Annotated in this window: 23 protein-coding genes and 1 tRNA gene; 8 read left to right on the plus strand and 16 right to left on the minus strand. The window is 69.2% G+C overall.

The features are described from left to right. Window position 1: 1 nt before the first annotated feature. Window positions 2-709, minus strand: a complete 708-nt coding sequence (locus E4K62_RS18015) for an NIPSNAP family protein (RefSeq protein WP_135070338.1) — start codon at window positions 707-709, stop codon at window positions 2-4. A 285-nt stretch (window positions 710-994) separates the two neighbouring features. Here E4K62_RS18015 and E4K62_RS18020 point away from each other — a divergent pair. The 4 genes from E4K62_RS18020 (at window position 995) to E4K62_RS18035 (ending at window position 2,870) form a co-directional block, all read left to right on the plus strand. Then, window positions 995-1,068 (plus strand) — tRNA-Gly (locus E4K62_RS18020). 359 nt (window positions 1,069-1,427) lie between these two features. Next, window positions 1,428-1,931, plus strand: coding sequence for a hypothetical protein (locus E4K62_RS18025; protein WP_135070341.1), 504 nt, complete (start codon window positions 1,428-1,430; stop codon window positions 1,929-1,931). Window positions 1,932-2,078: 147 nt separating this feature from the next. Further along, the gene (locus E4K62_RS18030) at window positions 2,079-2,393 is read left to right on the plus strand and encodes a SemiSWEET family sugar transporter (RefSeq protein ID WP_135070344.1); all 315 of its coding nucleotides are present in this window, start codon (window positions 2,079-2,081) and stop codon (window positions 2,391-2,393) included. A gap of 9 nt (window positions 2,394-2,402) precedes the next feature. After that, window positions 2,403-2,870, plus strand: a complete 468-nt coding sequence (locus tag E4K62_RS18035; protein WP_135070347.1) for a GNAT family N-acetyltransferase — start codon at window positions 2,403-2,405, stop codon at window positions 2,868-2,870. Between the two features lie 76 nt (window positions 2,871-2,946). On the opposite strand, the gene E4K62_RS18040 is transcribed toward E4K62_RS18035, so the two are convergent. The 5 genes from E4K62_RS18040 to E4K62_RS18060 are packed head-to-tail and all read right to left on the minus strand — an operon-like array spanning window position 2,947 to window position 10,403. Next, window positions 2,947-4,308 carry an MmgE/PrpD family protein gene (locus E4K62_RS18040; RefSeq protein ID WP_135070350.1) on the minus strand — a complete coding sequence of 454 codons (1,362 nt, stop codon included), beginning with the start codon at window positions 4,306-4,308 and terminating at the stop codon, window positions 2,947-2,949. Further along, the gene (locus E4K62_RS18045; RefSeq protein ID WP_135070353.1) at window positions 4,301-6,343 is read right to left on the minus strand and encodes a 3-hydroxyacyl-CoA dehydrogenase NAD-binding domain-containing protein; all 2,043 of its coding nucleotides are present in this window, start codon (window positions 6,341-6,343) and stop codon (window positions 4,301-4,303) included. The genes E4K62_RS18040 and E4K62_RS18045 overlap by 8 nt, the downstream gene beginning before the upstream one ends. Next, complete coding sequence (locus tag E4K62_RS18050; protein ID WP_205805832.1) at window positions 6,340-8,424, minus strand: acetate--CoA ligase family protein; 2,085 nt, start codon at window positions 8,422-8,424, stop codon at window positions 6,340-6,342. The genes E4K62_RS18045 and E4K62_RS18050 overlap by 4 nt, the downstream gene beginning before the upstream one ends. A gap of 2 nt (window positions 8,425-8,426) precedes the next feature. After that, window positions 8,427-9,578, minus strand: a complete 1,152-nt coding sequence (locus tag E4K62_RS18055; protein WP_135070359.1) for an acyl-CoA dehydrogenase family protein — start codon at window positions 9,576-9,578, stop codon at window positions 8,427-8,429. Window positions 9,579-9,626: 48 nt separating this feature from the next. Beyond that, window positions 9,627-10,403, minus strand: a complete 777-nt coding sequence (locus tag E4K62_RS18060; protein ID WP_205805834.1) for an enoyl-CoA hydratase/isomerase family protein — start codon at window positions 10,401-10,403, stop codon at window positions 9,627-9,629. Between the two features lie 78 nt (window positions 10,404-10,481). Here E4K62_RS18060 and E4K62_RS18065 point away from each other — a divergent pair, with 78 nt between their 5' ends. Then, the gene (locus tag E4K62_RS18065) at window positions 10,482-10,859 is read left to right on the plus strand and encodes a hypothetical protein (RefSeq protein WP_187270428.1); all 378 of its coding nucleotides are present in this window, start codon (window positions 10,482-10,484) and stop codon (window positions 10,857-10,859) included. After that, window positions 10,856-11,728, plus strand: coding sequence for an alpha/beta fold hydrolase (locus E4K62_RS18070; RefSeq protein ID WP_135070362.1), 873 nt, complete (start codon window positions 10,856-10,858; stop codon window positions 11,726-11,728). Before E4K62_RS18065 ends, E4K62_RS18070 begins: the two co-directional genes overlap by 4 nt. A gap of 42 nt (window positions 11,729-11,770) precedes the next feature. On the opposite strand, the gene E4K62_RS18075 is transcribed toward E4K62_RS18070, so the two are convergent. From E4K62_RS18075 to E4K62_RS18120, 10 genes are all read right to left on the minus strand, one after another. After that, window positions 11,771-12,577 (minus strand): N-acyl homoserine lactonase family protein, encoded by an 807-nt coding sequence (locus E4K62_RS18075; protein WP_135070366.1) that lies wholly within the window; start codon window positions 12,575-12,577, stop codon window positions 11,771-11,773. Then, window positions 12,570-13,445, minus strand: coding sequence for an NAD(P)-dependent oxidoreductase (locus E4K62_RS18080; protein ID WP_135070369.1), 876 nt, complete (start codon window positions 13,443-13,445; stop codon window positions 12,570-12,572). Before E4K62_RS18080 ends, E4K62_RS18075 begins: the two co-directional genes overlap by 8 nt. A gap of 32 nt (window positions 13,446-13,477) precedes the next feature. Further along, a complete protein-coding gene (locus E4K62_RS18085; protein ID WP_167747844.1) occupies window positions 13,478-14,962 on the minus strand; it encodes an aldehyde dehydrogenase family protein in 1,485 nt (494 codons plus the stop codon). A 24-nt stretch (window positions 14,963-14,986) separates the two neighbouring features. After that, window positions 14,987-15,646 carry a GntR family transcriptional regulator gene (locus E4K62_RS18090; protein ID WP_135070376.1) on the minus strand — a complete coding sequence of 220 codons (660 nt, stop codon included), beginning with the start codon at window positions 15,644-15,646 and terminating at the stop codon, window positions 14,987-14,989. Window positions 15,647-15,711: 65 nt separating this feature from the next. Further along, complete coding sequence (locus tag E4K62_RS18095) at window positions 15,712-16,425, minus strand: ABC transporter ATP-binding protein (RefSeq protein WP_135070379.1); 714 nt, start codon at window positions 16,423-16,425, stop codon at window positions 15,712-15,714. After that, on the minus strand, window positions 16,422-17,183 hold the full coding sequence (locus E4K62_RS18100) for an ABC transporter ATP-binding protein (protein WP_135070382.1): 762 nt from the start codon (window positions 17,181-17,183) through the stop codon (window positions 16,422-16,424). The genes E4K62_RS18095 and E4K62_RS18100 overlap by 4 nt, the downstream gene beginning before the upstream one ends. Next, window positions 17,180-18,208, minus strand: a complete 1,029-nt coding sequence (locus E4K62_RS18105) for a branched-chain amino acid ABC transporter permease (RefSeq protein ID WP_135070385.1) — start codon at window positions 18,206-18,208, stop codon at window positions 17,180-17,182. The genes E4K62_RS18100 and E4K62_RS18105 overlap by 4 nt, the downstream gene beginning before the upstream one ends. 1 nt (window position 18,209) lies before the next feature. Beyond that, window positions 18,210-19,091, minus strand: a complete 882-nt coding sequence (locus E4K62_RS18110; protein WP_135070388.1) for a branched-chain amino acid ABC transporter permease — start codon at window positions 19,089-19,091, stop codon at window positions 18,210-18,212. 34 nt (window positions 19,092-19,125) lie between these two features. Further along, a complete protein-coding gene (locus E4K62_RS18115; RefSeq protein ID WP_135070393.1) occupies window positions 19,126-20,364 on the minus strand; it encodes an ABC transporter substrate-binding protein in 1,239 nt (412 codons plus the stop codon). Between the two features lie 137 nt (window positions 20,365-20,501). Then, window positions 20,502-21,338 (minus strand): ribokinase, encoded by an 837-nt coding sequence (locus tag E4K62_RS18120; protein ID WP_135070396.1) that lies wholly within the window; start codon window positions 21,336-21,338, stop codon window positions 20,502-20,504. Window positions 21,339-21,461: 123 nt separating this feature from the next. On the opposite strand from E4K62_RS18120, the gene E4K62_RS18125 reads away from it, so the two are divergent. Next, on the plus strand, window positions 21,462-22,418 hold the full coding sequence (locus E4K62_RS18125; RefSeq protein WP_135070399.1) for a nucleoside hydrolase: 957 nt from the start codon (window positions 21,462-21,464) through the stop codon (window positions 22,416-22,418). Window positions 22,419-22,480: 62 nt separating this feature from the next. Further along, window positions 22,481-24,199 (plus strand): long-chain-fatty-acid--CoA ligase, encoded by a 1,719-nt coding sequence (locus tag E4K62_RS18130; protein WP_135070402.1) that lies wholly within the window; start codon window positions 22,481-22,483, stop codon window positions 24,197-24,199.

Below are 24,199 nucleotides of genomic sequence, written 5' to 3' on the forward strand. Positions count from 1 at the left end.
ATTACTGATCGATAGATCGTTGTGTGGCAATGGGGTCGAGCCGGAGAAGTTCGATGTCGATCTCCGGGTCGCTGCAGACGCCGGAGATCAGATCGACCCATTCGAGGTCGTCTGACAGCCGCACTACCGCGTCGTCACGCTCGCGCGCGGTGGCAAAAGAGGCCTGCCAGACCAAGGTCGGCTCGGGTCGGACAGGAAGCCGCGCGAAATCGTTGACGGCGGTCTCACTGACGAGGACGGATGCCCCAGCGTCCAGACGGGCCATCAGCGAAGCGTGAACTCGGGATGCGACCTCATCGGCGTCGCGGTGGTGGAGGTTCCGGATGACCATCGCGGCCGCCACGGCACACGCCTGACCGCGTCCGCCGATTTCGGCGCTCGCGGCGTGGGCGGCCCACCGGAGCAGCAGCACATCATCGCTCTCCAACATCGTTGCGTTGGCCGCGTCGCGATGCGCCGCCCACACCGGCCCCTCGTAGAAAGCCTCGAGTGCGGTGCGGCGAGACCGCATATCCGCAAAACCGCGCCACCACACGAACTCCGCCGGGGCGTCAGCATCGCGGTACAGCCGACCGATTCGCATCCCCGCAGCCGACTGGCCCGCGATCAAGTACCTCTGAAAGAGGTCATGCAACACATTCACATGCGCCGCAGATCGGAGCCGGTAGCGACGGAACTCCACCACCCCGGCGTTCGCCAACGTCGTCATCACGCCCCGCCCTCGAGTAATAGAGAACCACTATGGTTGCGTATCGTAGGCGTCGGGGCCCGGCCACGCTAGAGCGGGTCCCCCGAGAGCCGAACCCACGGGGCTCACCATCCGAGCTCCCGACGCCGGATATCTTCGGCACTGCGCGGTCAGCGAACGGCAACCCCCGGTCCGACAGGTAAGCTGATGGGGTGGCGCCGAACTCGGGCACCACGCTCACGCGTATGCAAACCTGTACACGTCGCCTTGACTGGGATCCTCGATCCCAGTAATTTCAAGGCTTCCGGGGCTGTAGTTCAATGGCAGAACTTCTGCTTCCCAAGCAGACAGCGCGGGTTCGATTCCCGTCAGCCCCTCCACTTGTCAGTTCTCGACGCCAGTTGAGACGTTCTCGCGAGACCTGACACAACGAAGGTCGCAACTCGCGCTTCGCGAGAGCTAGCTCCGACCGTCCGCGGCACACCCTCCCTTGTTCACTCGTTCCATGCCCGAGTGCTCACGCAGACGCGCTTGAGCGTGTCGGTAGTCGCTGGAGGACCGACTTCGGTCATGCTGTCGTCATCGAGAACACGGCCCACAGCATCACTGGCCTCGGCTCGACCGCGCCAATTTCGGTGAAGGAGTTGCGAGCTGAACTCGATCCCGAGCAAGACGGGCCGTCTTTTGCAGCGAGTCGCCCTTTCTTGCAGGCGGAGACGAATTCGCGGTGAATCGCTCGATGCTGATGGCAGCGGCTGCGCTCCTATGCGCTGCGATATTGACGGGTTGTAGCACCAGCACCGGGCAGTACGCATATGGTTCCCAGGAATCGGACGTCGTCGGAGCCTGGACGACGCTCAACGGCCCGGAAATCGAGCTCGTACTCAACCCCGATGGAACTCTCGAAGCGCAGCAGTGGCCTGCACCACTGACCTGCCGCAATGTGGACGTCCCCGAAGTCGACGACTTCGCCGCGGAACCCACGGCAACGGTCACCGGCGAGTGGTCCGTCCTCGCAGGAGAACAGCCGGGAGGTTTGCCGACTGTGTCGCTGAGCATCACGGACACTTCATGCCCGGATTCTCACGTCGTCGCATATCTGTGGCGAGACGAGGAAGGCCACCTCAGCGCTTGCCTTCCACTCGAGTCGGTACTCGACCCCGATAACTTCTCGCCGAACAGGCTCTGGATGTTCACCCCTCGCAATGAGGATGCGGCTTCGGAAGCACCGTGCTTCGGTTGATGCCCTCGCCAGCGCTCGGCTGCTGAGGTGACACTGAGGCGACGGTTGTGTCGCGGACGGGCTTCGCTCACACGCGAAACCTTCCGCCTCGGAATCGGTTGCCGGAGTAGCGTCGAACGCGCTGCTTGATCTACGGGAGGCGTCGTCATGCCGAGTTGGATTCTTGGAACCGCAGCATCCGCGTGGGGGATCGTGATGGCGATCGCGCCGGTGCTGCAGATCATCCGGATGCTGCGGCGCCGGTCGGCGGAGGACATCTCGCTCGGGTACTTCGCGCTGCTGGTGCCCGGGTTCATCCTGTGGGTGGCATACGGGATCGCGACCGCGGACATCTTCCTGACCGCGCCGAACGCGCTCGCCACGCTCACCGCGCTCACCGTCATCGGCCTCACCTTGTGGATGCGCCGTGCCGCGGGAAACCGGCCCGAGAACGCTCCCCCGTCCGAACGCACCGCGGCGTAAGAGCCGGGCATGGCCGAGTTGAAGCTGGCGGAGAGCGATGTCCCCGCGTTCGTCGACCGCCTGCTCCCGCTGCAGCGACAGGCGTATGCCGTCGAAGCCGCCCTGATCGGCGACGACCGCATTCCGCCCCTCCACGAGAACGAGGCCGATCTGCGCGCGGCCGGCCTCTGCTGGCTGCTCGAAGTCGACGGCGACCGGGTCGTCGGCGCGCTCGGCTACCGCACGGAGGAGGGCGTAGTGGACCTCGATCGACTGATCGTGGATCCGTCGTTCCACCGGCGAGGGATCGCCTCGCGACTCGTGAAACGCGTGCTGGCCGAAGGATCGCGCGTCACGGTCTCCACCGGCCGCGAGAACGCGCCGGCGCGCCGGTTGTACGAGTCATTCGGTTTCGCCCACTGGGGGGACAGCGAAGTGCTCCCGGGCCTGTGGATCAGCGTCTACCTGCGCGTCTCGGAGGAACTCACGACGCACTGACGATCCGGCAGCCGTCGGGCTCACCGAATGCGGTGACACCGCCGCCAGCCTCTCCGGAGCGCGATCGGCTCGGTCGTCACCGTCCCACCGGCGCGGTCCAGGGCAGGTCCCTCATCGAGGCGAGCGACTCGATCGACGAGGTCGCCAGCAGCAGCTGTCGCGCCTGTTCGACTCCGAGCACCGGCACCGTCAGATCCTCGAACTTCCGCTGCAGCGCCGCGTCGTCGATGGGGTTCTGGGGGCTGCCGAGCCGGTCGCGCACCTCGGCCGTGAGGACGTCACCGGTGGTGAGGGTCACGGAGACGCGAGCGCCACGGCGGTGGGGAAAGTCCCGATCGAAATCAGCCGCGGCCTGAACGGTGGACTGCAGCACGAGATCCCGCACGCGAGGGTCGGTGATCCGCTCCTCATCGAAGGACGAGCGCGTCACCTCGCCCTCGACCAGCGCCACGGACACCGCATGTGGAAGACTGAACCGCGCTTCGGACGACTTCCGCGGTTGAAGGATGCCGGCTGTTTCCACCGCCGCCGAGTACGTCTCGATGCGTACGGACGAGATGTCCTCCGCTCGCACCCCCCGCTGCCGCAGGAGCAGCCCGGCGTCGATCGCGGCGAAGGTGTGTCCGCAGCACGGGTAGGGCTTGACTGTGAGCTCCTGCACGAGGAGGGCATCTCCCAGCGGCGCCCGGCACGCCGCCCACTGCGTGTCCGCCCCGGTGGCGACGCCCAGCCCGGACTCCCCCTCCAGCACATCGGGAGCGCCCGTCAGACCCGCGATCGCCGTGACCGCGGCGACGACGCCGGACTGCGCGGCGTGCCCGGCGTGCAGCGGCTTGGCACCGCCGTCCTGTCGGAAGGTCTGCTGCACTCCCCCCGCCATCGTGCCGGCGACGGCGATCGCTTGCGCGACCTGTTCGCGGGTCGCGCCCCGCGTCACGGCCGCGGCGACGGCTGCTCCGACAGCTCCTGCCGTCCCGGTGGTGTGCCAGTGGCGATAATGCGCCGGGCCGAGGTCGGCGGCCACTCGGCACCCTACTTCGATGCCGGCCACCACACCCCGCAGGAACTGCGCGCCCGTCACGTCAGAGCGGTGAGCCACCGCCATCGCTGCGGCGATCGTGGGGGCACCGGGGTGGTAGAGCCCCGGGGCATAGATGTCGTCGAGCTCCAGCGCATGCGCGGCGGTGCCGTGGATGAGGGCCGCGGTCTCCACAGACGCGAACAGGCCGCGGCCTCCGGCCAGCGGGACGTCGCCGGACCCTGCGCCGAGGGCGGCCAGCAGTGGAGCGGTGGCGGGAGCCGCACTTCCGCCCACGGTCACCGCGAACCAGTCGGTGAGGGTGCGCCCGATCGCGGGGGCGGCCTCCGGCGACGACGCGCGATCAGCCGCCTCCGAGGCGACGTCGCTCAGGACTGCGGCGAGAGGAGCATCACGCACGGCTCTGCGCTCCCCCCAAGACCTCGGCGAGGGCGCCGGATGCGGCCTCCTCGCGCGCTGCCGCGGCCACCACGTCGGCCAGCCGGGTGAGGGTGGCCGCGTCCTGCCGGCGCGCCCACCACATCGGCCCGCCCGCGAATCTGGGGAAGCCGAACCCGTTCACCACGACGGCGTCGACGTCGTCGGCGTGCCGCGCGATCCCGTCCTGCACGACCTTCGCGCCTTCCACGACCATCGCTCCGATGAGGCGCTCGACGATCTCCTCCGGCCCGATGCTCCGACGCCGGATGGACTTGCGCGCGGACTCCGCGACGATCATGTCGTGCACCTGAGGGTCGGGGATGCGGCGGCCCTCTTCGTACCGGTAGTAGCCGCGCCCGCTCCGGCGTCCCCACCATCCGCGGTCGCACAGAAGGTCGGGGATGTCGACGTACCGAGCGGGGAGACGGCCGGTGCTACGCCACCGGTCGCGAAGCGAGCGTGCGATCTGCAGGCCCGACAGGTCCGCGACCGCGAACGGCCCCATCCCGAATCCGAACCCCTCCATCGCCGCGTCGACGTCTTCGGGAAGCGCTCCATCCTCCAGCAGGTACTCGGCATGCCGGCGGTAGACCGAGTAGATCCGGTTTCCGATGAAGCCCTCCGCGTCACCGGCGAGCACCGCCACCTTCCGCAGCTGCTTGGACGCCTGCAGTGCGACCCCGAGGGTCCTCGGTGATGCCGTCGACCCGGGTACGAGTTCGACGAGCTTCATGACGTCGGCCGGATTGAAGAAGTGCATGCCGACCAGCCGGCTGGGGTCCTCCAGCGACTCGGCCAGCCTGGAGACGCTCAGATACGACGTGTTCGTGGCGAGCACCGCGTCGGGGGCGGCGACGGCTGCGGCGCGCAGCACGGACACCTTCACGTCGGGGTCCTCCACGACCGCCTCGATGACGAGGTCCGCGTCGCCCAGATCCGCCGAGTCCGTCGAAGCACCCAGTCGTGCCGACACGCCGACGGCTGCCTCCACGCTGAGGCGGCCGCGGGCGACGGCCTTGTCGAGGGTCTGCTGTATGCGCTCGCGGCCGCGCTGGGCCTGCGTCGCGTCGGTGTCGATCAACTGCACGCCGATCCCGGCGAGGGCGAATGCCGCCCCGATCCCTGCTCCCATGGCTCCGGCGCCGATGATGCCGACCCGGTCCACGCCCGGCTGCCGGGGCGTCGTGCCTGCTCGCCGCGACGCCGCCCGCTCCGCGAAGAAGATGTGGCGCAGGGCCGCGGCGTCGGGAGACAGACGAAGCTCGTCGAAGCGCTCTCGCTCCCGGCGCAGCGCCGTCTCGATGTCGCCGCTGCCCGCGCTGCCGACGAGCTCCAGCGCTGCCACCGCGTTCGCTCGCCGCGCCCCCCGGACCACGCGGCCTGCGACCGCCTCGAGGTCTTCGGTGGGGGAGTCGGCGACAGCCAGCTCGGCGACGCGACGCTTGCGGGCCGTCGTGGCGTACCGGACGGCGGCGCTCAGCAGGTCGCCGGTGACGATCTCGTCGACGATCCCGAGCTCGTGCGCCTCGACGGCGGGCACCCTCCGCCCCGACAGGATGATCTCGAGCGCCGCTTCCCGGCCGACCAGCCGTGGCAGCCGCTGCGTTCCCCCGGCACCGGGGACCATGCCGAGGGTGACCTCAGGCAAACCCACCTGTGCGCGCTGCGACGCAAGCCGCGCGTCGCAGCCCAGGGCCAGCTCGAGTCCGCCACCCAACGCGAAGCCGTCCAGTGCCGCCACGACGGGTTTGGCGCAGTCCTCGATGTCGGCGATGACGGAGGGCAGGAGCGGCTCGGGAACCATGCCGCCGAACTCCCCGAGGTCGGAGCCGGCCACGAAGGAGTCGCCGGCTCCGATGAGGACAGCGGCGACCAGCGCCGGGTCGCTCACCAGCCGCTGGATCCCCGCGGCGATGCCCGCACGCACGCCCTGCGAGCTCGCGTTGACCGGGGGGTTGTCAATCGTCAGGATGAGGATTTCGCCGTCGACGTCCTGGCGCACCTGTCCGCTCATGACCGCTGCCGTTCCTGGGCCACCCGCACCAGAGCGTCTACGGCGACGACGCCGTTGCCCTTCGTCATGACCATCACCGGGTTCGCCTCCGCTTCCTGCACGGCGCCATCCGAGACGATACCCAGACGTGAGACCGCCACCACGGCCTCTGCCAGGCCCTCGAGGTCCCCCTCGGGCAGGCTGCGATAGCCGCTCAACGCGCGCAATGCGGTGATCTCCTGCACCATTTCCCGCGCGACGTCGAGTTGCACCGGCGCGAGACGGAGGGTGCGGTCCTGGTACAGCTCGGCGAGCACACCCCCGGCGGCCAGCAGGACGATGGGGCCGACGGCGGGATCGTCACGGTAGCCGATGAGCACCTCACCGACGCCGGTGACCATCTGCTGCACGAGGACCCTCTCGACCGGCACCCCCGGGGCCTTCTCCGCCACCGACGCGACGATCGCGGCGGCGGCGGCATGCAGCCCCGCGCCGTCCTGCACTCCCAGGCGTACCCCACCCACGTCGGATTTGTGAGGGAGATCGGCCGACAGGACCTTCACGGCGACCGGACCCTCCACCGGCAGATGCTCGGGCAGGCTCCCCACGGCGAGTTCGGCGAAGGGGGCGAAGGTCAGGCCCGCGCCGGCGAGAAGCGCGGCGGATTCCGCCTCATCCATCACCCGCGTGGCGCCCTCCCAGCGCGATGCAGTCACATGCAGGTCGCGCGGCCTGCGGCGGGAGAAGGCGGAAACGATGGCATCCGCCGCCGCCTCAGGCGTGCGGAAGGCCGCGATCCCGCTCTTGCGAAGGAGTTTCAGCGCGTCGGGCGCATCGGGCATGACGAATGCGGCCACGGGCTTGGCGTACCCCGCGCTCTCCGCGATCGGTTTGACCGCATGCTCGGGGCTGAACCGCGCGGATGAGCCGGGCACGGCGAGGACGACGTCGAATTCGGGGGCCGTGCACAGGACGTCCAGCGCCGCTTTCATCACTTCGTAGCGTGTGCCCGCCAGGGTGAGATCGATCAGGGTGCCGTGCCCGACGCGCACACCCTGCGCCTCGAGCCGGGCGACCGTCTCCTCGCTGGGTGCCGTCGGAGCCGCGCCCGCCGCGCCGAGACAGTCGACCATCATCGCCCCGCCACCACCGGTGGTGGACACCACTGCCACGCGGGGCGCTCGGTGCGGGCGGTCCTCGAGCGGCGCGGAGGCGACGAGAAGTTGCGCCTCCAGCAGGGCCTCGAAGTTGGCGACCCGCGCGATCCCCAGGTCGGCGAAGAAGGCGGAGGCGACGGCGTCATCGCCGGCCATCGCACCGGTGTGGGACACCGAGAGCTCGGCCCCCGCGGCCGTCCGGCCGAGCTTGTAGGCGACGATGGGCTTGCCTCGCTCGGCGGCGCCGCGCGCGAATCGGCGCAGGTCCTCCGAGGCGTTGAGGTTCTCCAGGAAGAGGGCGTAGCTGGTGACCTGTGGGTCATCGAGAGAGCCCTCGCAGATCTCCCCCAGTGACAGGTCCAGCTCGCCGCCGGTGGAGACCAGGGCTGCCAGGCCGATTCCCATCTCCCGGCTGCGCGACAGCAGCGCGCCGATCACGCTGCCGGATTGCGACGCGACGAAGACGCCGCCCACGGGCAGGTCGCGCTCGGCGAATGCCGCGTTCGCGGTCAGCGCGAGCCCGCTGCGCACCTCTGCGACCCCGAGACTGCTGGGCCCCAGGATGCGCGTGCGGGTGCCGGCGATGGCCGCGCGAAGCGCCGCGATGCGTTCACCGCCCTGAGGGTCGCTCTCCACGAAGCCGTCGGCCATGACCGTCACGACCGGCACGCCGGTCTCGGCGCACTCCCGGACGATCCCGGCGACCAAGTCCGAGGCCGCCAGCACATAGACGTGGTCGGGCACCTCGGGGAGGGCCGTCACGCTCGGGTAGGCCTTCTCGCCGCGCACCGTGGACCGGGTGGGGTTGACCGGGTAGACGCTGCCCGCCCATCCCGCCTCCCGCAGGAATGCCAGGGGACGCGCCGTGGTCTTCGCCGGGTTGTCGGAAGCGCCGACGATCGCAATCGAGGCGGGATGGAAGAGGGCATCGTGAAGCGTCTTCATCGTCATGCCCCGGCTCGCTGGGAGAAACGGCGACCGAACACCCCCTCGGCGATGCGGTTCTTGAGCACCTCGGTCGACCCACCCGCGATCATCCAGCCCCGCGTGCGGCGGAAGCAGTACTCCACGAGCGCCTCGTCGCTGAAGCCGGTGCCGCCCAGGGCCTGCACCGCGAGGTTGGCGGCGCCGAAGCCCGCCTCGTTGGCGGCGTACTTGGCGATGGCCGTCGCCTGGGCTGACGGCATCCCGGCATCGGCTTCGACCGCGGCACGCATCAGGAGCAGCTGCGCGGATTCCAGCCGCACCGCCTGCTCGGCGAACATCCACTGCAGACCCTGGAACTCCGCGAGCGGACGCCCGAACTGCTCGCGCGTGAGCACGTGCTCGACGGCGAAGTCGAACGCGTGCTTGCCGACCGCGATCGAGCGGGCCGCGTTGCCGAGGCGTTCGACGTTGAACCCGCTGATCTGCTTCTTGAAGCCGCCCTCACCCAGCAGGACCTGGCTGGCGGGGATGCGGACGTCCTCGAAGTAGATCTGGCTCCACTCCTCACCGTTCATGAACCGGGAAGGATTTCCCACGGTCAGTCCCGGCGCGTCCCGATCGATGATGACCGAGCCGATGCCGCCCACGCCGGGACCGAAGCGCACGTAGACGAGGTAGAAGTTGGCCTCCGCGCTGTGCGTGCCGAAGATCTTCGTCCCGTTCACGAGGAAGTCCCCGCCGTCCGCAACTGCCGTCGTCGCGAGATCGGTCACAGCCGAGCCCGCGCCCGGCTCGGTCATCCCGAGGGAGACGATGGCCTCCCCCGCCAGGAGCGGAGCGAGGTACCGGTCGCGCTGCTCGTCGCTGGCGTACTCCGCCAGAGTGCGGATCGCGCCGAAGTTGCCGGCCTGTATCACGTCGGCGCTACGAGGATCATGCTTGGCGATCGCCTGGATGGCGATGATCGCCTCCAGCAGAGATGCGCCCTGACCGCCCTTGTCCTCGGCGACCGTGAGCCCAAGCAGACCCTGCTCGGCCATCATCCGGGAGACATCCCAGGGGTACTCGGGGGAATGGGCCCGCTCGAGCGCGCCGGGGGCGAGCATCTTCGCCGCGAAGGACTCGACGTGCGTGCGGAGTTCCTTCACATCGTCGGGAAGATCAAAGTTCATGATGGGCTCCAGTTCCGGTCAGGTGGCAAATCGGCTGTGTCATACGTGTCATCGACCGGTCCACCGGGGAGCACGCTTCTCGGCGAAGGCGGCGACGCCCTCCACCCGGTCTTCACTGGTGTAGGGGTCGGGGTGAAAGTCGGCGCGCAGTGCGGCTGCCACGGGCAGCTCTCGTCCCCGCACGAGCGTGGCCTTGAAGCGTGCGATCGAGAGAGGGGCGCGGGTGGCGATCTCGTTCGCCATCTCCAGTGCGGCGCCGAGGGCGTCGTGCTCCACCACTCGGTTCAGAAGCCCCCACCTCTGAAGCTCGGTCGCCGCGACGAAGTCGCCGAGGTACACCCACTCGAAGTACACCGAGGACGGGACACTGCGCGCGAGGATCGTCGAGCCGAACACCGCCCCCAGCCCTCGCTTCGCTTCGGGCAGCGCGAACCGGGCGTGCGAGACGCTGACGCGGAGGTCGCACGCCAGTGCCACCTCGAACCCGCCGCCGACCGCGTCCCCATTGATGGCTGCGATGGTGGGCTTGCGGCATTCCCAGATCGCCTCGAAGGCGTTGCGCCGGAAATCCCGCATCGGCGGACGGGCTGACACGGCGCCCGCGTCCCTCGCTGCCCGTTCCTTCAAGTCCCGCCCGGAGGAGAAGGCCTGCGACCCGGCCCCCGTCAGGATGAGCGCCTTGATCGCGGGGTCCTCCTCGACGCGGACCGCGCACCGCACGATCTCATCCAGCGCCGCCTCGTTCAGCGCGTTGCGGACGGAGGGACGGTCGATCGTGAGCACGGCCACGCCACCGTGCGTCTCCATGCGGATCTCGTTGGACACCGTCGTCTCCTTCCCCACCGGGTCGTGATGGGCTACTGTACATTATATATAACGTACACTCCTGGAACCGAGGATGCTGTGTTCACCCATATCCCCGCGCTGGTCAACGACGACGCCGCGTTGCGTCGTCGCGGCCGCTTCGTCACGACCGCCTTCCTTGCCGCCGCCGGCGACGAGCATTACCTGTTCTCCGTCCACTCGGGGGAACTGACCGTCCGACCCGGACCCTTCGTGTCGCCGCGCTGGAGTTTCGCCCTGCGCGCGGAATCGGACAGCTGGCAGCGATTCTGGTCGCCCGCACCCGACCCCGGCTGGCACGACCTGATGGCGATGATCAAGTTCAAGACACTCGTAGCCGAGGGGGATCTGCACCCGTTCATGTCGAATCTGCTCTGGTTCAAAGACGTGCTTGCGGCGCCGCGTCGCCTCGCGCTCGCATCGGAGGCGAGCCGATGAGCGCGCTCTTCGACCCCATCATCGGTCGCTACGTCACGCTGGAGATCGGCGGGCGACCCCACCGCATCTATGTCGAGGAGGCGGGGTCGGGCACCCCGCTCCTGTGCCTGCACACGGCTGGCGCGGATTCGCGCCAGTGGCGTGGGGTCATGAACGACCCGGAGGTCACCGCAAACCACCGCGTCATCGCCTTCGACCTGCCCCGCCACGGGAAGTCGTCACCCCCCTCGGGGTGGAGCCTGGACGAGCCCGATTACGCCCTCACCGCGGATGCGTACATCGACACGATCTTGGCCGTGTCGGCGGCTCTCGAGCTGGATCGCCCCCTCGTGATGGGCTGCTCCATCGGCGGACGCATCGTGCTGCACCTGGCCATGCGTCACCCCGACCTGTTCGGCGGCGTCATCGGCCTGCAGTCGGGCGCGCACGTGGAGCCCTACTACGACCTGGAGTGGCTGAACCGGCCGGACGTCCACGGCGGGATGGTGTGCGCCGGCATCGTCTCGGGTCTCGTGGGCCCTGAGGCGCCGTCGGCCGATCGCTGGGAGACCCTCTGGCACTACATGCAGGGCGGCCCCGGGGTCTTCAAGGGCGACCTGTACTTCTACAAGCAGGACGGCGACATCCGTGAAACCGTGAGCCGGATCGACACCGAGACCTGCCCCGTTTTCCTTCTCTCGGGTGAGTACGACTACTCCGCCACACCGGACGACACCCGCGCGGTGGCTGCCGCGATCGGAACGGATGAGGTGACGATCATGCCCGGCCTCGGCCACTTCCCGATGTCGGAGAACCCGGCCGCGTTCCTGACCCACTTCCGGCCGGTGCTCGAACGGGCCGACCGCGCCAGGGCGCTGCGCTCGCGCTGAGCAGCGTGCGCGGAGGGAGCACGACGTTCCCTCCGCGCACGTTCAGCGCGCGGCGGGCGGCCGGTGCAGCGCGACGATTCCCTCGGGAAGATCGCCGCACGCGTATCTCGTCATGACCTCGGGGTCGTGCCCCGGGATGATGTGCTCCCACGTGTCGGCCAGTTCTTCGATGCGGACATACCCCTCGAGCATCTGCGGGAGGTCGACCACGGCCGGGAACGGGTCGCGGCGCTCGTGGTTGGCGTAGTAGTGCAGTGCGTCAGACGCGATCACGACCCAGCCGCGCTCGGTGTACACGCGGACGACCTGCAGGCCGCGGGTGTGCCCGCCGATGTGATGCAGCTCCACCCCGGGCACGAGCACTCTCGTCCCATCGATTGCCCGTACCGAGGAGGCGAAGATCCGCTCCAGCACCACCTTGAGGTCGTCGACGTCGAAGAAGTGGCTCAGCGACGGATGCCCCATGTCGGGGCCGAGCACATAGTCCAGTTCGCTCTTCTGCACCCACACGCGAGCGGCCGGGAAGTCTCCTATGCGCCCCGCGTGGTCGTAGTGCAAGTGCGTGATCACGAGGTCGGACACGGCATCCGGATCGATGCCGAGCTCACCGGCGGCATCCCGGGGCAAACGGTCCAGCCGCCTGCCCCGCTGCGGGTCCGCGCGGTCGCTCATGCCGGTGTCGACGGCGATGATCGTCTCCCCGCGACGGAGGAACCACATGTCGAAGTCCATCGTCATTTCGCCGGTCAGGTCCCTGGCGTGCAGGAAGTTGTCCCTCGCGGGGCGATCGATCCTGCCGAGGCGGACGGCGTACGCCTCGAACGGCTCCGGGATGCCGACGTCAGCCACGACCGTCGATGAGCTTGATCATCACGGGGTAGTACTCGTCCTCGTACCCGGCATCCCGCGTCCGCTCGAGCAGCTCCATCGTCTGGGTTGCTCCGGGCGCATGGATCCCGGCCTCCTGCGCGAGCGTGAGGGCCAGGCGCAGATCCTTGATCGCGTAGAGAGTGGGGAACCGCTTCGGAGCGTACTCGTCGGTCACGAGCGAGTCCATGGCCGCGTTGCGCAGCTGGAAGCTGTCGGCGGAGCCCAGCTGCAGCGTTTCGAACAGCACCTTGCCGTCGACGCCGGAGGCGCGGCCGATCGCCATCGCCTCGGCGAGGGCGTTGATGTTCTGGAACACCACCATGTTGTTGATGATCTTGATGACCTGGCCGCTGCCCAGTGGGCCGGCATGGACCACGTCGCTGCCCATGGTGGAGAGGAGGGGCAGCACGGTGTCGAAGTGCTCCCGCTCGGCGCCCACGGTGATGAGCAGAGTGCCGTCGATGGCGGCCTGACGCAGCCGCGCAACCGGAGCGTCGATGAAGACGACGCCCGCCTCTGATGCACGCTCCCCCAACGCCCGGGTGCCGTTGACATCGCTCGTGCTCATGTCGACGATGATCTGCGGTCGGTCGTCGCCGGCCAGGATCTCCTCGACGACCTCCTCCACCTGCACGATGCTCGGCAGCGACAGGAACACCACATCCGCTCGCCGGGCCACCTCGGCGACGCTGCCCGCGCGGTCGGCGCCGACCTCCACCGCCTGGTCGAGAGCTGCCGCCACGCGGTCGAACGCCACTACAGGAAGGTCGGATCGACGCACCAGGTTGGCACACATCGCACCCCCCATCACTCCCAGGCCGATGAAACCGAGTGTGCGCACTACCATTGGTGACTCCTTCGCGCTTGGTCGTAGATCCGTCAGTCGAGCGACACGATGACGCTCTTGAGCTGGCTGTAGTGGTGCAGGGCCTCCATGCCCTTCTCCCGTCCCAGCCCGCTGGCCTTGTATCCCCCGAAGGGCACCTCGACCCCCGCGCCGGCGTAGCGGTTGACCTGCACCTGCCCCGCCTGAAGTCGCGCGGCCACGCGGTGGGCGCGACCCACGTCCCTCGTGAACACGCCCGCCGACAGCCCGTAGGGAGTGTCGTTCGCGATCCGGATGGCGTCCTCGAGCTCGTCGTAGGCGATGACCGACTGGACGGGGCCGAAGACCTCCTCCTGGGCGATGGTCATGCCGTTCTCGACACCTGACAGCAGCGTGGGGCGCACATAGAACCCGTCCCGCTCGGGAAGATCGCCGCCGGAGGCCACCGTGGCGCCCTCCGCTTCGGCTCCGGCGATCAGGTCGAGCACCGTCTCCCTCTGCCGCGCGGATGCCAGGGGTCCCATGTCGTGGTCGCCCAGCCCGTGCCCGATCGTGAGACCTTGCATGCGCTGCGCGATCTTGGTGATGAGCTCCTGCTCGACACTGCGGTGCACGATCAGACGCGTCGTGGCGAAACACGACTGACCCGAGTTGCGGATGACCGCCAGCGCCCCCGCCTCAGCCGCGCGATCCAGATCCGCGTCCTCGCACACGATCGTGGGTGATTTGCCGCCGAGCTCGAGGTTGCACCCGATGATGCGCGACGCCGCGATCTCGCCGACGCGCTTGCCGACGGCGACGGACCCGGTGAAGGTGATGTGCTGCACGAGCGCGTGGCGCAACAGCGCCTCCCCGACCACGGACCCCTGCCCGAGCACCACGTTGCAGAGCCCGGCAGGCAATCCGGCCTCCGCCATGAGCACGGCGACGAACGCGGAGGTGATCGGCGTCACCTCCGCCGGCTTGACCACGACCGAGTTGCCCACCGCCAGGCTGGGGGCGACACCGCGCATCATCTGGCTGATGGGAGCGTTCCACGGCGTGATGTGGGCGATGACTCCGTAGGGTTCACGCCGCGTGTAGGCGAGCGTGGAGGAATCCTGCGGGATCGTCTCGCCCCCGAACTTGTCGACCCCGCCGCCGTAGTACTCCAGGTAGCGGGCGCTGACGGCGATGTCGGCACGTGCCTGCGACAGCGGCTTGCCGGTGTCGATCGATTCCAGCTGGGCCAGGACTTCCTGGTGGTCGCGGATGGTCTGCGCGCACCGGATCAGGATGCGTCCGCGATCAACGGGGGCCATCGCCGCCCACGCCGGCCAGGCGCGCTCGGCGCTCCGGACCGCCTCGTCCACGTGCGCCTGCTCCGACCGCTCGTAGGCCAGCACCGCCCGCGCGGTGCCGGGGTCGATGATCTGCTCGGTGTCCTCGCGACCCCGCTCGGTCCACCGGCCGTCGATGACGGCGGTGAGGATCTCGGGCAGGTTCGCGGCGCGCAGGACGTCCGCGACCATGTTCCCGTGTTCGATCGTCGAGGGCATCGAGCCCACCATCCTTTCGTGACGTCAGGAGCCTTGCTGAACCTGACGGAAGTGTTCGCTGGTCATGACGTGCGCGGCCATCAGCCGACCCGCTTCCGCGGCATCCCCGCGCACGATGGCGTCGAGGATCTCCCGGTGCTCCGCGAGGAGCACCTTGGCCTGGGACTCGACCTCCCAGATCGTCAGACGCGCCGGCAGTGCCGTCCACAGCTGCCCGATGAAGTTGGAGACGATGGGCGAGACGGCACCGTAGATGGCGAAGTGGAACTCGCGGTTCAGATGGGAGAGGTCGGTGGCATCGCCCTTGCCCTCGGTCGCCGCGAGCCGGTCGTGGGCCGCGACGATCCGCTCCATCTGCTCGGGTTCGAGGCGCTGCACCGCGGCCTCCACCGTGCTGCCCTCCGCCGCCGAGCGCAGGCGGTAGAGGTCATGGATCTCCTGCGGCTTCAGTTCTGAGACCACGACTCCACGGTGCTGGGAGTAGGTGATCGTCCCGTCCGCCTCCAGCAGCCGCAGCGCCTCGCGCACGGGGGTCGCGCTCACGCCGTAACGGGCGGCGAGCTCTTGCTGCCGCAGGTTCGAGCCGGCGGCCACGGCACCCGACTGGATGTCGTCGCGCAGCCGTTCCAGGACGTACTCCACCTTGCTCAACGGACGCCGTGACTGTCCATCACCCTGCGACATGGGCTCCTCCTGGGATACCGGGACCTGGGGTCGTTGCCTCCATCATCGGGTACCGCCCCGGCCCGTCAATGCGACGACGAGACGGACAGGAACTTATGCTGCAGTTCCGGCGCCCGGGCGAAAGCGGCGGAATCCGACGCATGCACGACGTTGCCGGTCTCCAGGACGTACACACGCGAGGTCGTCTGCAGCACGAAGTTCAAGTTCTGCTCGGCGACGAGGACGGCCGCGCCCGTGCGCTGAGGCAGGGCGGCGATCGACTCCTGCAGCTCCTGGACGACCACTGGCGCGAGGCCCTCCGTGGGTTCGTCCAGCAGCAGGACCCGCGGTCTGGCCGCCAGTGCCCGCGCGATCGCCACGGCCTGCTGCTCGCCTCCTGAGAGCTGGAATCCCTCGCGATCGATGAGTCGGCCCATGATCGGCAGCAGATCGACGATCTCATCGACGTCGAGTTTCTGCTTGCGCATGCGCGCGGCGATCCGAAGGTTGTCCAGCACGGACAGACCGGAGAAGATGCGTCGTTCGGCCGGAACGATCGCGATGCCTGCGCGGGCGATCTGTTCGGGCACCATCCGCGTGATGTCGGCGCCATCGAAGAGGATCTGCCCGCGTCGGCGAACCTCCATTCCCATGATCGCCTTGAAGGTGCTCGTCTTTCCGGCGCCGTTGCGCCCGAGCACGCCGACCATCTCGCCGGCGTCCACCTCGATGTCGATCCCGAACAGCGCTCCGGCGGGGCCGTAGGAGGCGCTCACCCGGTTCAGCTGCAGAACGCTCATGATTCGACCACTCCCAGATACAGCTCTCTCGTCTCCGGCGCCTGCTCGACCTCGCTGGGGGTTCCTTCGATCACCACGACCCCCTGACCCATGAGAACGACCCGGTCGCTCAGGGCGAACACGACGTCCATGTCATGGGCAGTGAGGACCACCGTCATATTGCCGTGATCGGACCGGATGCGCTGGAGCGTTGCGATGGTGCGTGCGGTGTCGTCGAGCGACATCCCCGCTGTCGGCTCGTCGAGCAACAGCATCTGGGGATCCTGGACCAGCGCCATGGCCAGTTCCAGTCGCTTTCGATCGCCCTGCGGGAGGACGCCCGCCGGCACGCGGGCGATGTCATGCAGGTCGAGCTCGTCCATGACGTCGGCCACGCGGGCCTGCGTCGCGGCCGCCCCGCCGAGCCGGTCCCAGAACCGTGCACCCCTGCCCTCGGAAACGGCCCGCGATATGGCGAGGTTGTCCTCGACGGTGCGCGAGGTGAACAAGCGCGCCACCTGGAAGGTGCGGCTGACGCCGTGCCGGGCCAGCCGGGCAGCGGACCACGAGGTGACGGATCGCCCTTCGAACTCGATCGTGCCCGCTGTCGCCCGGTGCTCTCCGGCGATCGTGCCGAACAGGGTGGATTTGCCCGCACCGTTCGGCCCGATGATCGACACGCATTCGGCCGGGGCGACATCCAGGTCGACCCCGCGGACCGCGTGGACGGCGCCGTAGGACTTCTTGAGCCCTCGGACACGGAGGATCGTGTCGGTCATCGGGTTGCCACCTTCCTGCGACGCTGCACAGCTCCAGCGATCTTCTTCGGCAGACTCAGCAGTCCTCCCGGCACCACGAGCACGATCACCAGCAGCGCCAGCCCGACCCAGAAGTCCGGGGCACTGGTGGCATCCAGCAGGAAGTGCTTCACCAGGACGAGGAGAATGGCACCGATCACCGGGCCCCAGAACGAGCGCATGCCGCCGATCAGGCACATCACGATCACCTCGCCCGACAGTCCCCACGCGAGCATCTCGGGCGTGACGAGACCCTGGTGCTGGGCCATCAGAGCACCCGCCAGCCCCGCGAAGGCGCCGGCGAGGACGAACGCCCAGATGCGCACCGAGCGCACACTCACGCCCAGGGCCTCCGCACGGATCGGGTCGTCGCGTACGGCGTTCATGGCCGCACCGAAGGAGGATCCGCGGATGCGCCGCAGGATGAGCAGCGCGATGGTCACGATCACCACGACGTACCACCAGAAGGCCTGATCGGCGAACAGGTTCACACCGAGCAGCTCGCCTCGGCTGATCCCGGGGATGCCGTTCTCCCCGTGCAACTCGGGCACCCGGAAGGTCAGCAGCCACAGGATCTGACCGAAGATCAGGGTCAGCATCGCGAACTCGGTTCCGGTGATCCGGCTGGCGAGCAGCGCGTACGCCCCGGCCACGACCGCGGCGATGAGCATCGCCAGCAGCACGGCGAGAATCGGGTTGTCGATGAAGTCCTTGGTCAGGCCCACCGTGTACGCACCGACCCCGAAGTACGCGGCCTGGCCGAAGGATGACACGCCGGTCCATCCGAACAGGATGTTCGTCGCCGACGCGAACAGGGCGTAGATGACGGCCGTGGTGAGCAGGAACAGGAGCGAGCCGTCGAAGAGGGAACCAACTGCCAGCGCCACCACGATGCACGCCACGAGAACCTCGAGTGAGGGCGGCACCTTCGCCCGGAGGGCCTGGAAGCCCGTCAAGGGCTGCTTCGCCCTCCGGATGGCGACGACTGCCTGGGTCGGAGTGGTCATGTCAGTGTCCCCCAACGCGCTTCTTGGCGAGTCCTTGCGGCCGCAGGAGAAGTACCAGCGCCACCGCGATGTACAGACTGAATCCGGAGAGCCCGGGCGCGAAGTTCACCGCGAGACTGTCGGCGATTCCGAGGATCAGGGCTGCCGTCAGGGCGCCCCCGATCGATCCCAGCCCACCGATGATGACGATGGCGAAGCTCTGGATGGCGAAGGTGGGAGCCAATCCCACGTCGACGCTGACCAGCGGGGCCATGAGCGCGCCGGAGAGCCCCGCGAGCGCGGCACCTACGGCGAAGACGCCGACCTGCACCTTGCGGGCGGGCACGCCCAGGGCGCGCGCCATCTGCTCGTCGATCGAAACGGCACGAACGGTCTTGCCCATCTGCGTCTTCTGCAGAACGAAGAAGAGCGCCACGCCGATGACGATCCCGATGACCAGCAGCAGGAGGTCGTAGGAGGCGATCCGGATGTCGCCGATACGGACGGAACCACCCAGACCCTCCACCGACGCCTGGCTCCGCGGGCGATTGCCCCAGATCATCAGCGCCAGTCCGTCCAGCGTCACCAGGAGCGCGTAGGACGCCAGGAGCGGGATCATGTGGTCGGTGCCGTACAGCTTGCGGAACACGACCGTGTCGGCGGCGGCGCCCAGGAGCGCCAGTGCGCCTGCCGCCGCGACGGCGGCGAGCAGGAACACCGGCAGGTTCACCGACTGACCGCTCAGCAGGGTGGTGAGGACGAAGGCGCCGAGCATGAAGAACGCACCATGGGCGAAGTTCAGGATGCGGAGGACGCCGAAGATCAGCGTCAGCCCGCTGGCCACGATGAACAGGGGCACGCCCTGAGCTATCCCCGAAATGATGGCTGATATGAGATCGCTCACGGCGCTCCTCTGAAGGTGATGAGGCGGATGCCTGTCAGTGCGTGTCGATCAGGTCCTCGGCGGGAACCACGAAGGTCTCGAGGAACTCGACGCCTTCCGGCGCGTCGGGGTTGCCGATCGACTGCGTGACCACGACGGGGGCGATGAGCTGGTGCGTCTCGGGATCGAATCGCAGCGTGCCGGATGACCCTTCGAACTCCAGTCCGGCAAGCGCTTCCACGACGGCGTCGGGGTCGGCCGAGCCAGCGGCGTCGATGGCCGCCACGTAGGCGTAGCCCGTGAGATAGCCGTCGTAAGACCACGCCATCGGGCGCTCGTCCGCCGCCTCGAGGAACTCTTCGACGAACCGGGTGTTGAACTCATTGTCGTAGGCGGCGTATGCGTAGTCGTACGCGTTCCACATCTCCGGCGCAGCGCCGCCCAGTCCGCGGGCGACGGGCTCGTAGCCGCCGGCGCTGGCCAGGAGCGCGACGCGATCGACGATCTCGAACGCTTCCGCCTGCTGCAGGAACGCGGTCGTGCCGGCGCCGTAGGTGGACAGGAACATCGCGCTGGAGTCGGGCTCGCCGAGTCCGTTCGACAGAGCGGAGACCTGGGAGCGGTAGTTGGTCTCGCCCAGCGGAACCCAGTACTCCTGATTCACCGCCGCGTCCACGCCGGCGGCCTTCACCCCGTCGATGTAGCCCGACCAGGTGTCGCGGCCCCAGGCGTAGTCGAAGCCGAACACGTTGTAGTCGGTGACGGTGGGGAACTGCTCGGCGAGGACGGTCGCCAGAGCGTCGCTGACCATGGTGTCGCGGGGCGCGACGGCGAACGTGCGCTCGTAAGGCTTCTCATCGGCGTACACCCCCGAGAGTTCGTTGCCGGCGCAGACCGAGGTGATGAGCACGCCGCCTGCCTGATCGGCGAGGGGGGCGACGGCGCTGCACGCCGGGGTCGTCAGCATCCCGCCGAGAAGCATCGTGCCGTCGGACATGAAGTCTCGAGCGGACTGCGCGGCGACCTGCGCGTCGGCCTGATCGTCCTTGACGTCGATCTCGAACGTGACGTCGGGGGCGAGTCCATCCTCCTGCGCGTGCTTCACGCCGAGCGCGAATCCTTCGCTGATATGGTCGCCCACCTGGGCGAAGTTGCCGCTCATCGGGGCGATGACGCCCAGCGAGACCGTGCCCGACGCGTCATCCGAGTCGGCGGCGTCGGTACCGCTGCACCCGGAGACGGCGAGCAGGATCGGGACGGAGATCAGAGCCAAAGCGGCCTTGCCATGCTTCATTGCATACCTTTCGGATCGGAACCGGGCGTTCACGACGGGATGACGATACTATATATTCTGGATAACACACAAAGCGCCTCGTTTCGGCGAAGACGTCGAGTGCGGCGTCGGCTGGACGCAGCGGCGGATCGGCCGGCTCAGGCGTACGCGTCGAGGCGCTGCAGCGCGGGCTGCGCCCCCGGCCTGGTGACCGCATCCGCCCCCACCGCGCACGCCGCCCGAAGCGCTCGCTCGGGGTCCCACCCCGCGTGGAGGGCGAGGGTCAGCGCCGCGCAGAACGCGTCTCCGGCGCCGACGGAGCTGACCGCCTGCACCGTCGGCGCAGCGACGCGCACCACCTCGAGCCCGCGACGGAACAGCGCCGCTCCGGCCGATCCGTAGGTGACCGCGACGAGCGGGGCCCGCGAGAGCTCGGGGAGCACCGCGTACTCGAGCTCGTTGACGAGAAACAGGTCGGCACGATCCACGAGCTCCGGCGGCAGCGGCTGGGCGGGTGCGGCGTTGACGGCGAGGAACCCCGGCACGGCGGTGGCGAGCGCCGCCACGACGGTCAGGGGGATCTCCAGCTGCGTCAGCACGGCTTCATCCGGCGCGAAGTCCACCCCGTCGACGGTCACGTCGTGGTTCGCCCCGGGGCACACGACGATGTGGTTCTCCCCCTCGTCGTCGACGGTGATGAGGGCCGTCCCCGTGGGCGCGTCGCCGAGCCACACGCCGCCGGCATCGACGCCGGCGTCGCTGAGGTTCTGCAGCATCGCCCGCCCGTCGGTGTCATCCCCCACGGCACCGACCATCCGCACGCGTCCGCCCAGGCGCGCCGCCGCGACCGCCTGGTTCGCGCCCTTGCCCCCGGGGTCGCGGGTCAACGTGCCGCCGAGCACCGTCTCGCCCGGCTTCGGAAGGCGGGCGACGGATGCGGTGACGTCCACGTTGATGCTGCCGACCACGCACAGGGAAGCGAGGGGAGAAGCCATCCCTCCATTCCACCACGCGGCTCGCGCGGGAATCGGGCGGCGCAGGTTGTATAACCGAACAGTGCTGCTTTCGGCGGCAGGTGGACGACGGGGTCCGCATCCGCGACGACCTCCAGGAGCCGCATGACCACCCCGATCCCCGTCTACCTCGACTGCGACCCCGGCGTCGACGACACGCTCGCCCTGGCGTACCTGCTGGCCTCGCCGAATGTCGAGCTGGTGGGCATCGGCACGGTGAGCGGCAACACCTCGGCGGCGCAGGCCGCCCGCAACACGCTCGACCTGCTGTGCCTCGCCGGCGCCCCCGCCATCCCGGTCGCCGTCGGCGCGCACGACCACCTCGACCACCCCTACGCCGGCGGCGCGGGGTGGGTGCACGGCGACAACGGCGTCGGCGGCGTGGAGCTGCCGCGCGCCCCTGGCGAGCCCGACGCCCGGAGCGCCGTGCAACTGCTCATCGACCTCTCGCACGAGTACGAGGGCCGCCTGCACGTGCTCGCGATCGGGCCGCTGACGAACATCGCGCACGCACTGGCAGCCGACCCCACCCTCCCCGCTCGCGTCGCCGAGGTCACCGCCATGGGTGGCGCCGCCCTCGCCCCCGGCAACATCACCCCCGCGGCCGAGGCGAACGTCTTCAACGACCCTCGGGCCGCGGCCGAGGCTCTCGCCGGCGACTGGGACGTCACCCTCGTCCCACTGGACGCGACGATGGAGCACACCCTCAGCGAGGAGCAGCGCGGGATGCTGCTGGCCGACGAGCGACCGTTCGTCCGCACCGTCGGGGAGATCCTCGACCACTACTTCGACTTCTACGTCGGCACCTACGGCCGGCGCACGTGCGCGCTGCACGATCCGCTCGCGGCGGTTCTCGCCGCCGGCGCCGTCACGCCCACGCGCGCACCGCGGGTGCCCATCGTGGTCGACGTCTCGGACGGCCCGGGCCGCGGCCAGACGATCGCCGATCTCCGCACCCAGCGCATCGGGGTCCGCGACCACGACGGCGTCCGCACCCGTCTCGTCCTGGACGTCGAGTCCTCGATCGGACAGCACCTGATCGACACGATCCTCGCCGGCTGAGCCCGCGGCCGGCGAGCCGCCCCGCGCCGCAGCGCCCGCGCAGCCCACGTAACCTTGGACGAGTGCACCTGAACGACTCGCGCGCGTGGAACCGCTTCTACGCCGAAGGAACCCCCGTCGACATCGAGGCGCCCACCGGCTCCCTCGTCGACCTGCTCGATGAACGCGCGGCGCAGTACGCCGACCGCCCCGCGGTGACGTTCTTCGGTGCGTCGCTGACCTATCGCGAGCTCGCCGGCCGGGTCTCCCGCGTCGCGAACGGGCTGCGGGAGCTCGGGGTGAGCGCCGGCGACCGCGTCGCCCTCGTGCTGCCCAACGCCCCGCAGCACGTCATCGCGTTCTACGCGGTGCTGCGCCTGGGCGGGATCGTCGTCGAGCACAACCCGCTCTACACGCGCGACGAACTCGAGGCGCAGTTCCGCGACCACGGGGCGTCGCACGTCATCTCGTGGGACAAGATGGCCCCCCTCATCCGCTCCTTCCCCGCCGACCTCGGCATCCGCACGGTCGTCTCCGTCGACATCACGCGCGCGATGCCGTGGACCACGCAACTGGCGCTGCGCCTGCCCGTGGCCAAGGCCCGCGCGTCGCGCGCGAAGCTGACCGCCGCGGCGCCCGGGATGGTGCCCTTCGCACGGCTGGAGAAGTCCGCGCCGCTGCCGGCCGGGTCCGTTCCCCGCCCCGGCGTCACCGACATCGCGTGCCTGCAGTACACCTCCGGCACCACCGGTGTGCCCAAGGGCGCGATCATCACACACGGCAACCTGTGGGCCAACGCCCGCCAGGGCGCCGCGTGGATGCCGCGGTTCACGCACGGCGACGGCCGCATCTACGGCCTCCTGCCGATGTTCCACGCCTTCGGCCTGCTGCTGTCGGTCATCTATGCCGTCGAGACCGGATCCAACGCGGTGCTGTTCCCCACGTTCGACCCCGAGTTGGTGTCGCAGGCGGCGAAGAAGCATCCGCCGACCTTCATCCCCGCCGTCCCGCCCATGTTCGACCGCCTGGCCCGCGTGGCCCGCGAGGGCAAGCTCGACCTGTCCGGCGTCGTGTACTCGATCTCGGGCGCGATGACCCTGACCCCCGCCGTGGTGAAGCGGTGGGAGGAGCTGGCCGGCAGCATGCTGAACGAGGGGTACGGGCTGACCGAGACGAGCCCGGTGGCCCTGGCCAACCCCTTCGACGACGCGCGGAAGATCGGCACCATCGGCATCCCGTTCCCCTCGACAGACATCCGCGTGGTCGACCCCAACGACCCCGCCCGAGAGGTGGAGCTCGGAGAGGCGGGCGAACTGCTCATCAAGGGCCCCCAGGTGTTCCAGGGGTACTGGAACCGCCCAGAGGAGACGGCCCAGGCGCTGCTGGAAGGCGGATGGCTGCGCACCGGAGACCTCGTGATGCAGGACGAGGACGGCTTCGTCACGGTCGTGGACCGCAAGAAGGAGATCATCATCACGGGGGGCCTGAACGTCTCGCCCAGTGAGGTGGAGAAGGTCCTGGATGCGGTGCCGGGCATCGCCGGTTCGGCCGTCGTGGGTGTGCCCCGCGGCGGCGGCGCCGAGGTCGTCACGGCCGTCGTCGTGCTCGAACCCGGTGCCGTCTTCGACGAGGACGCCGTGCGGGCGGCCGCGCGCGAGCACCTGGCCGAATACAAACGCCCGACCGCCTACCGCGTGTGGGAGGAGCTGCCCACGACCCTCATCGGGAAGGTGCTCCGCCGGCGCGTCCGTGACACGCTCATCGCCGACCGCCACGCGGTGCGCGCCGCGCCGGAGGACTGA

Origin of the sequence: Microbacterium wangchenii, from assembly GCF_004564355.1 — a bacterium.
GTDB lineage: Bacteria > Actinomycetota > Actinomycetes > Actinomycetales > Microbacteriaceae > Microbacterium > Microbacterium wangchenii.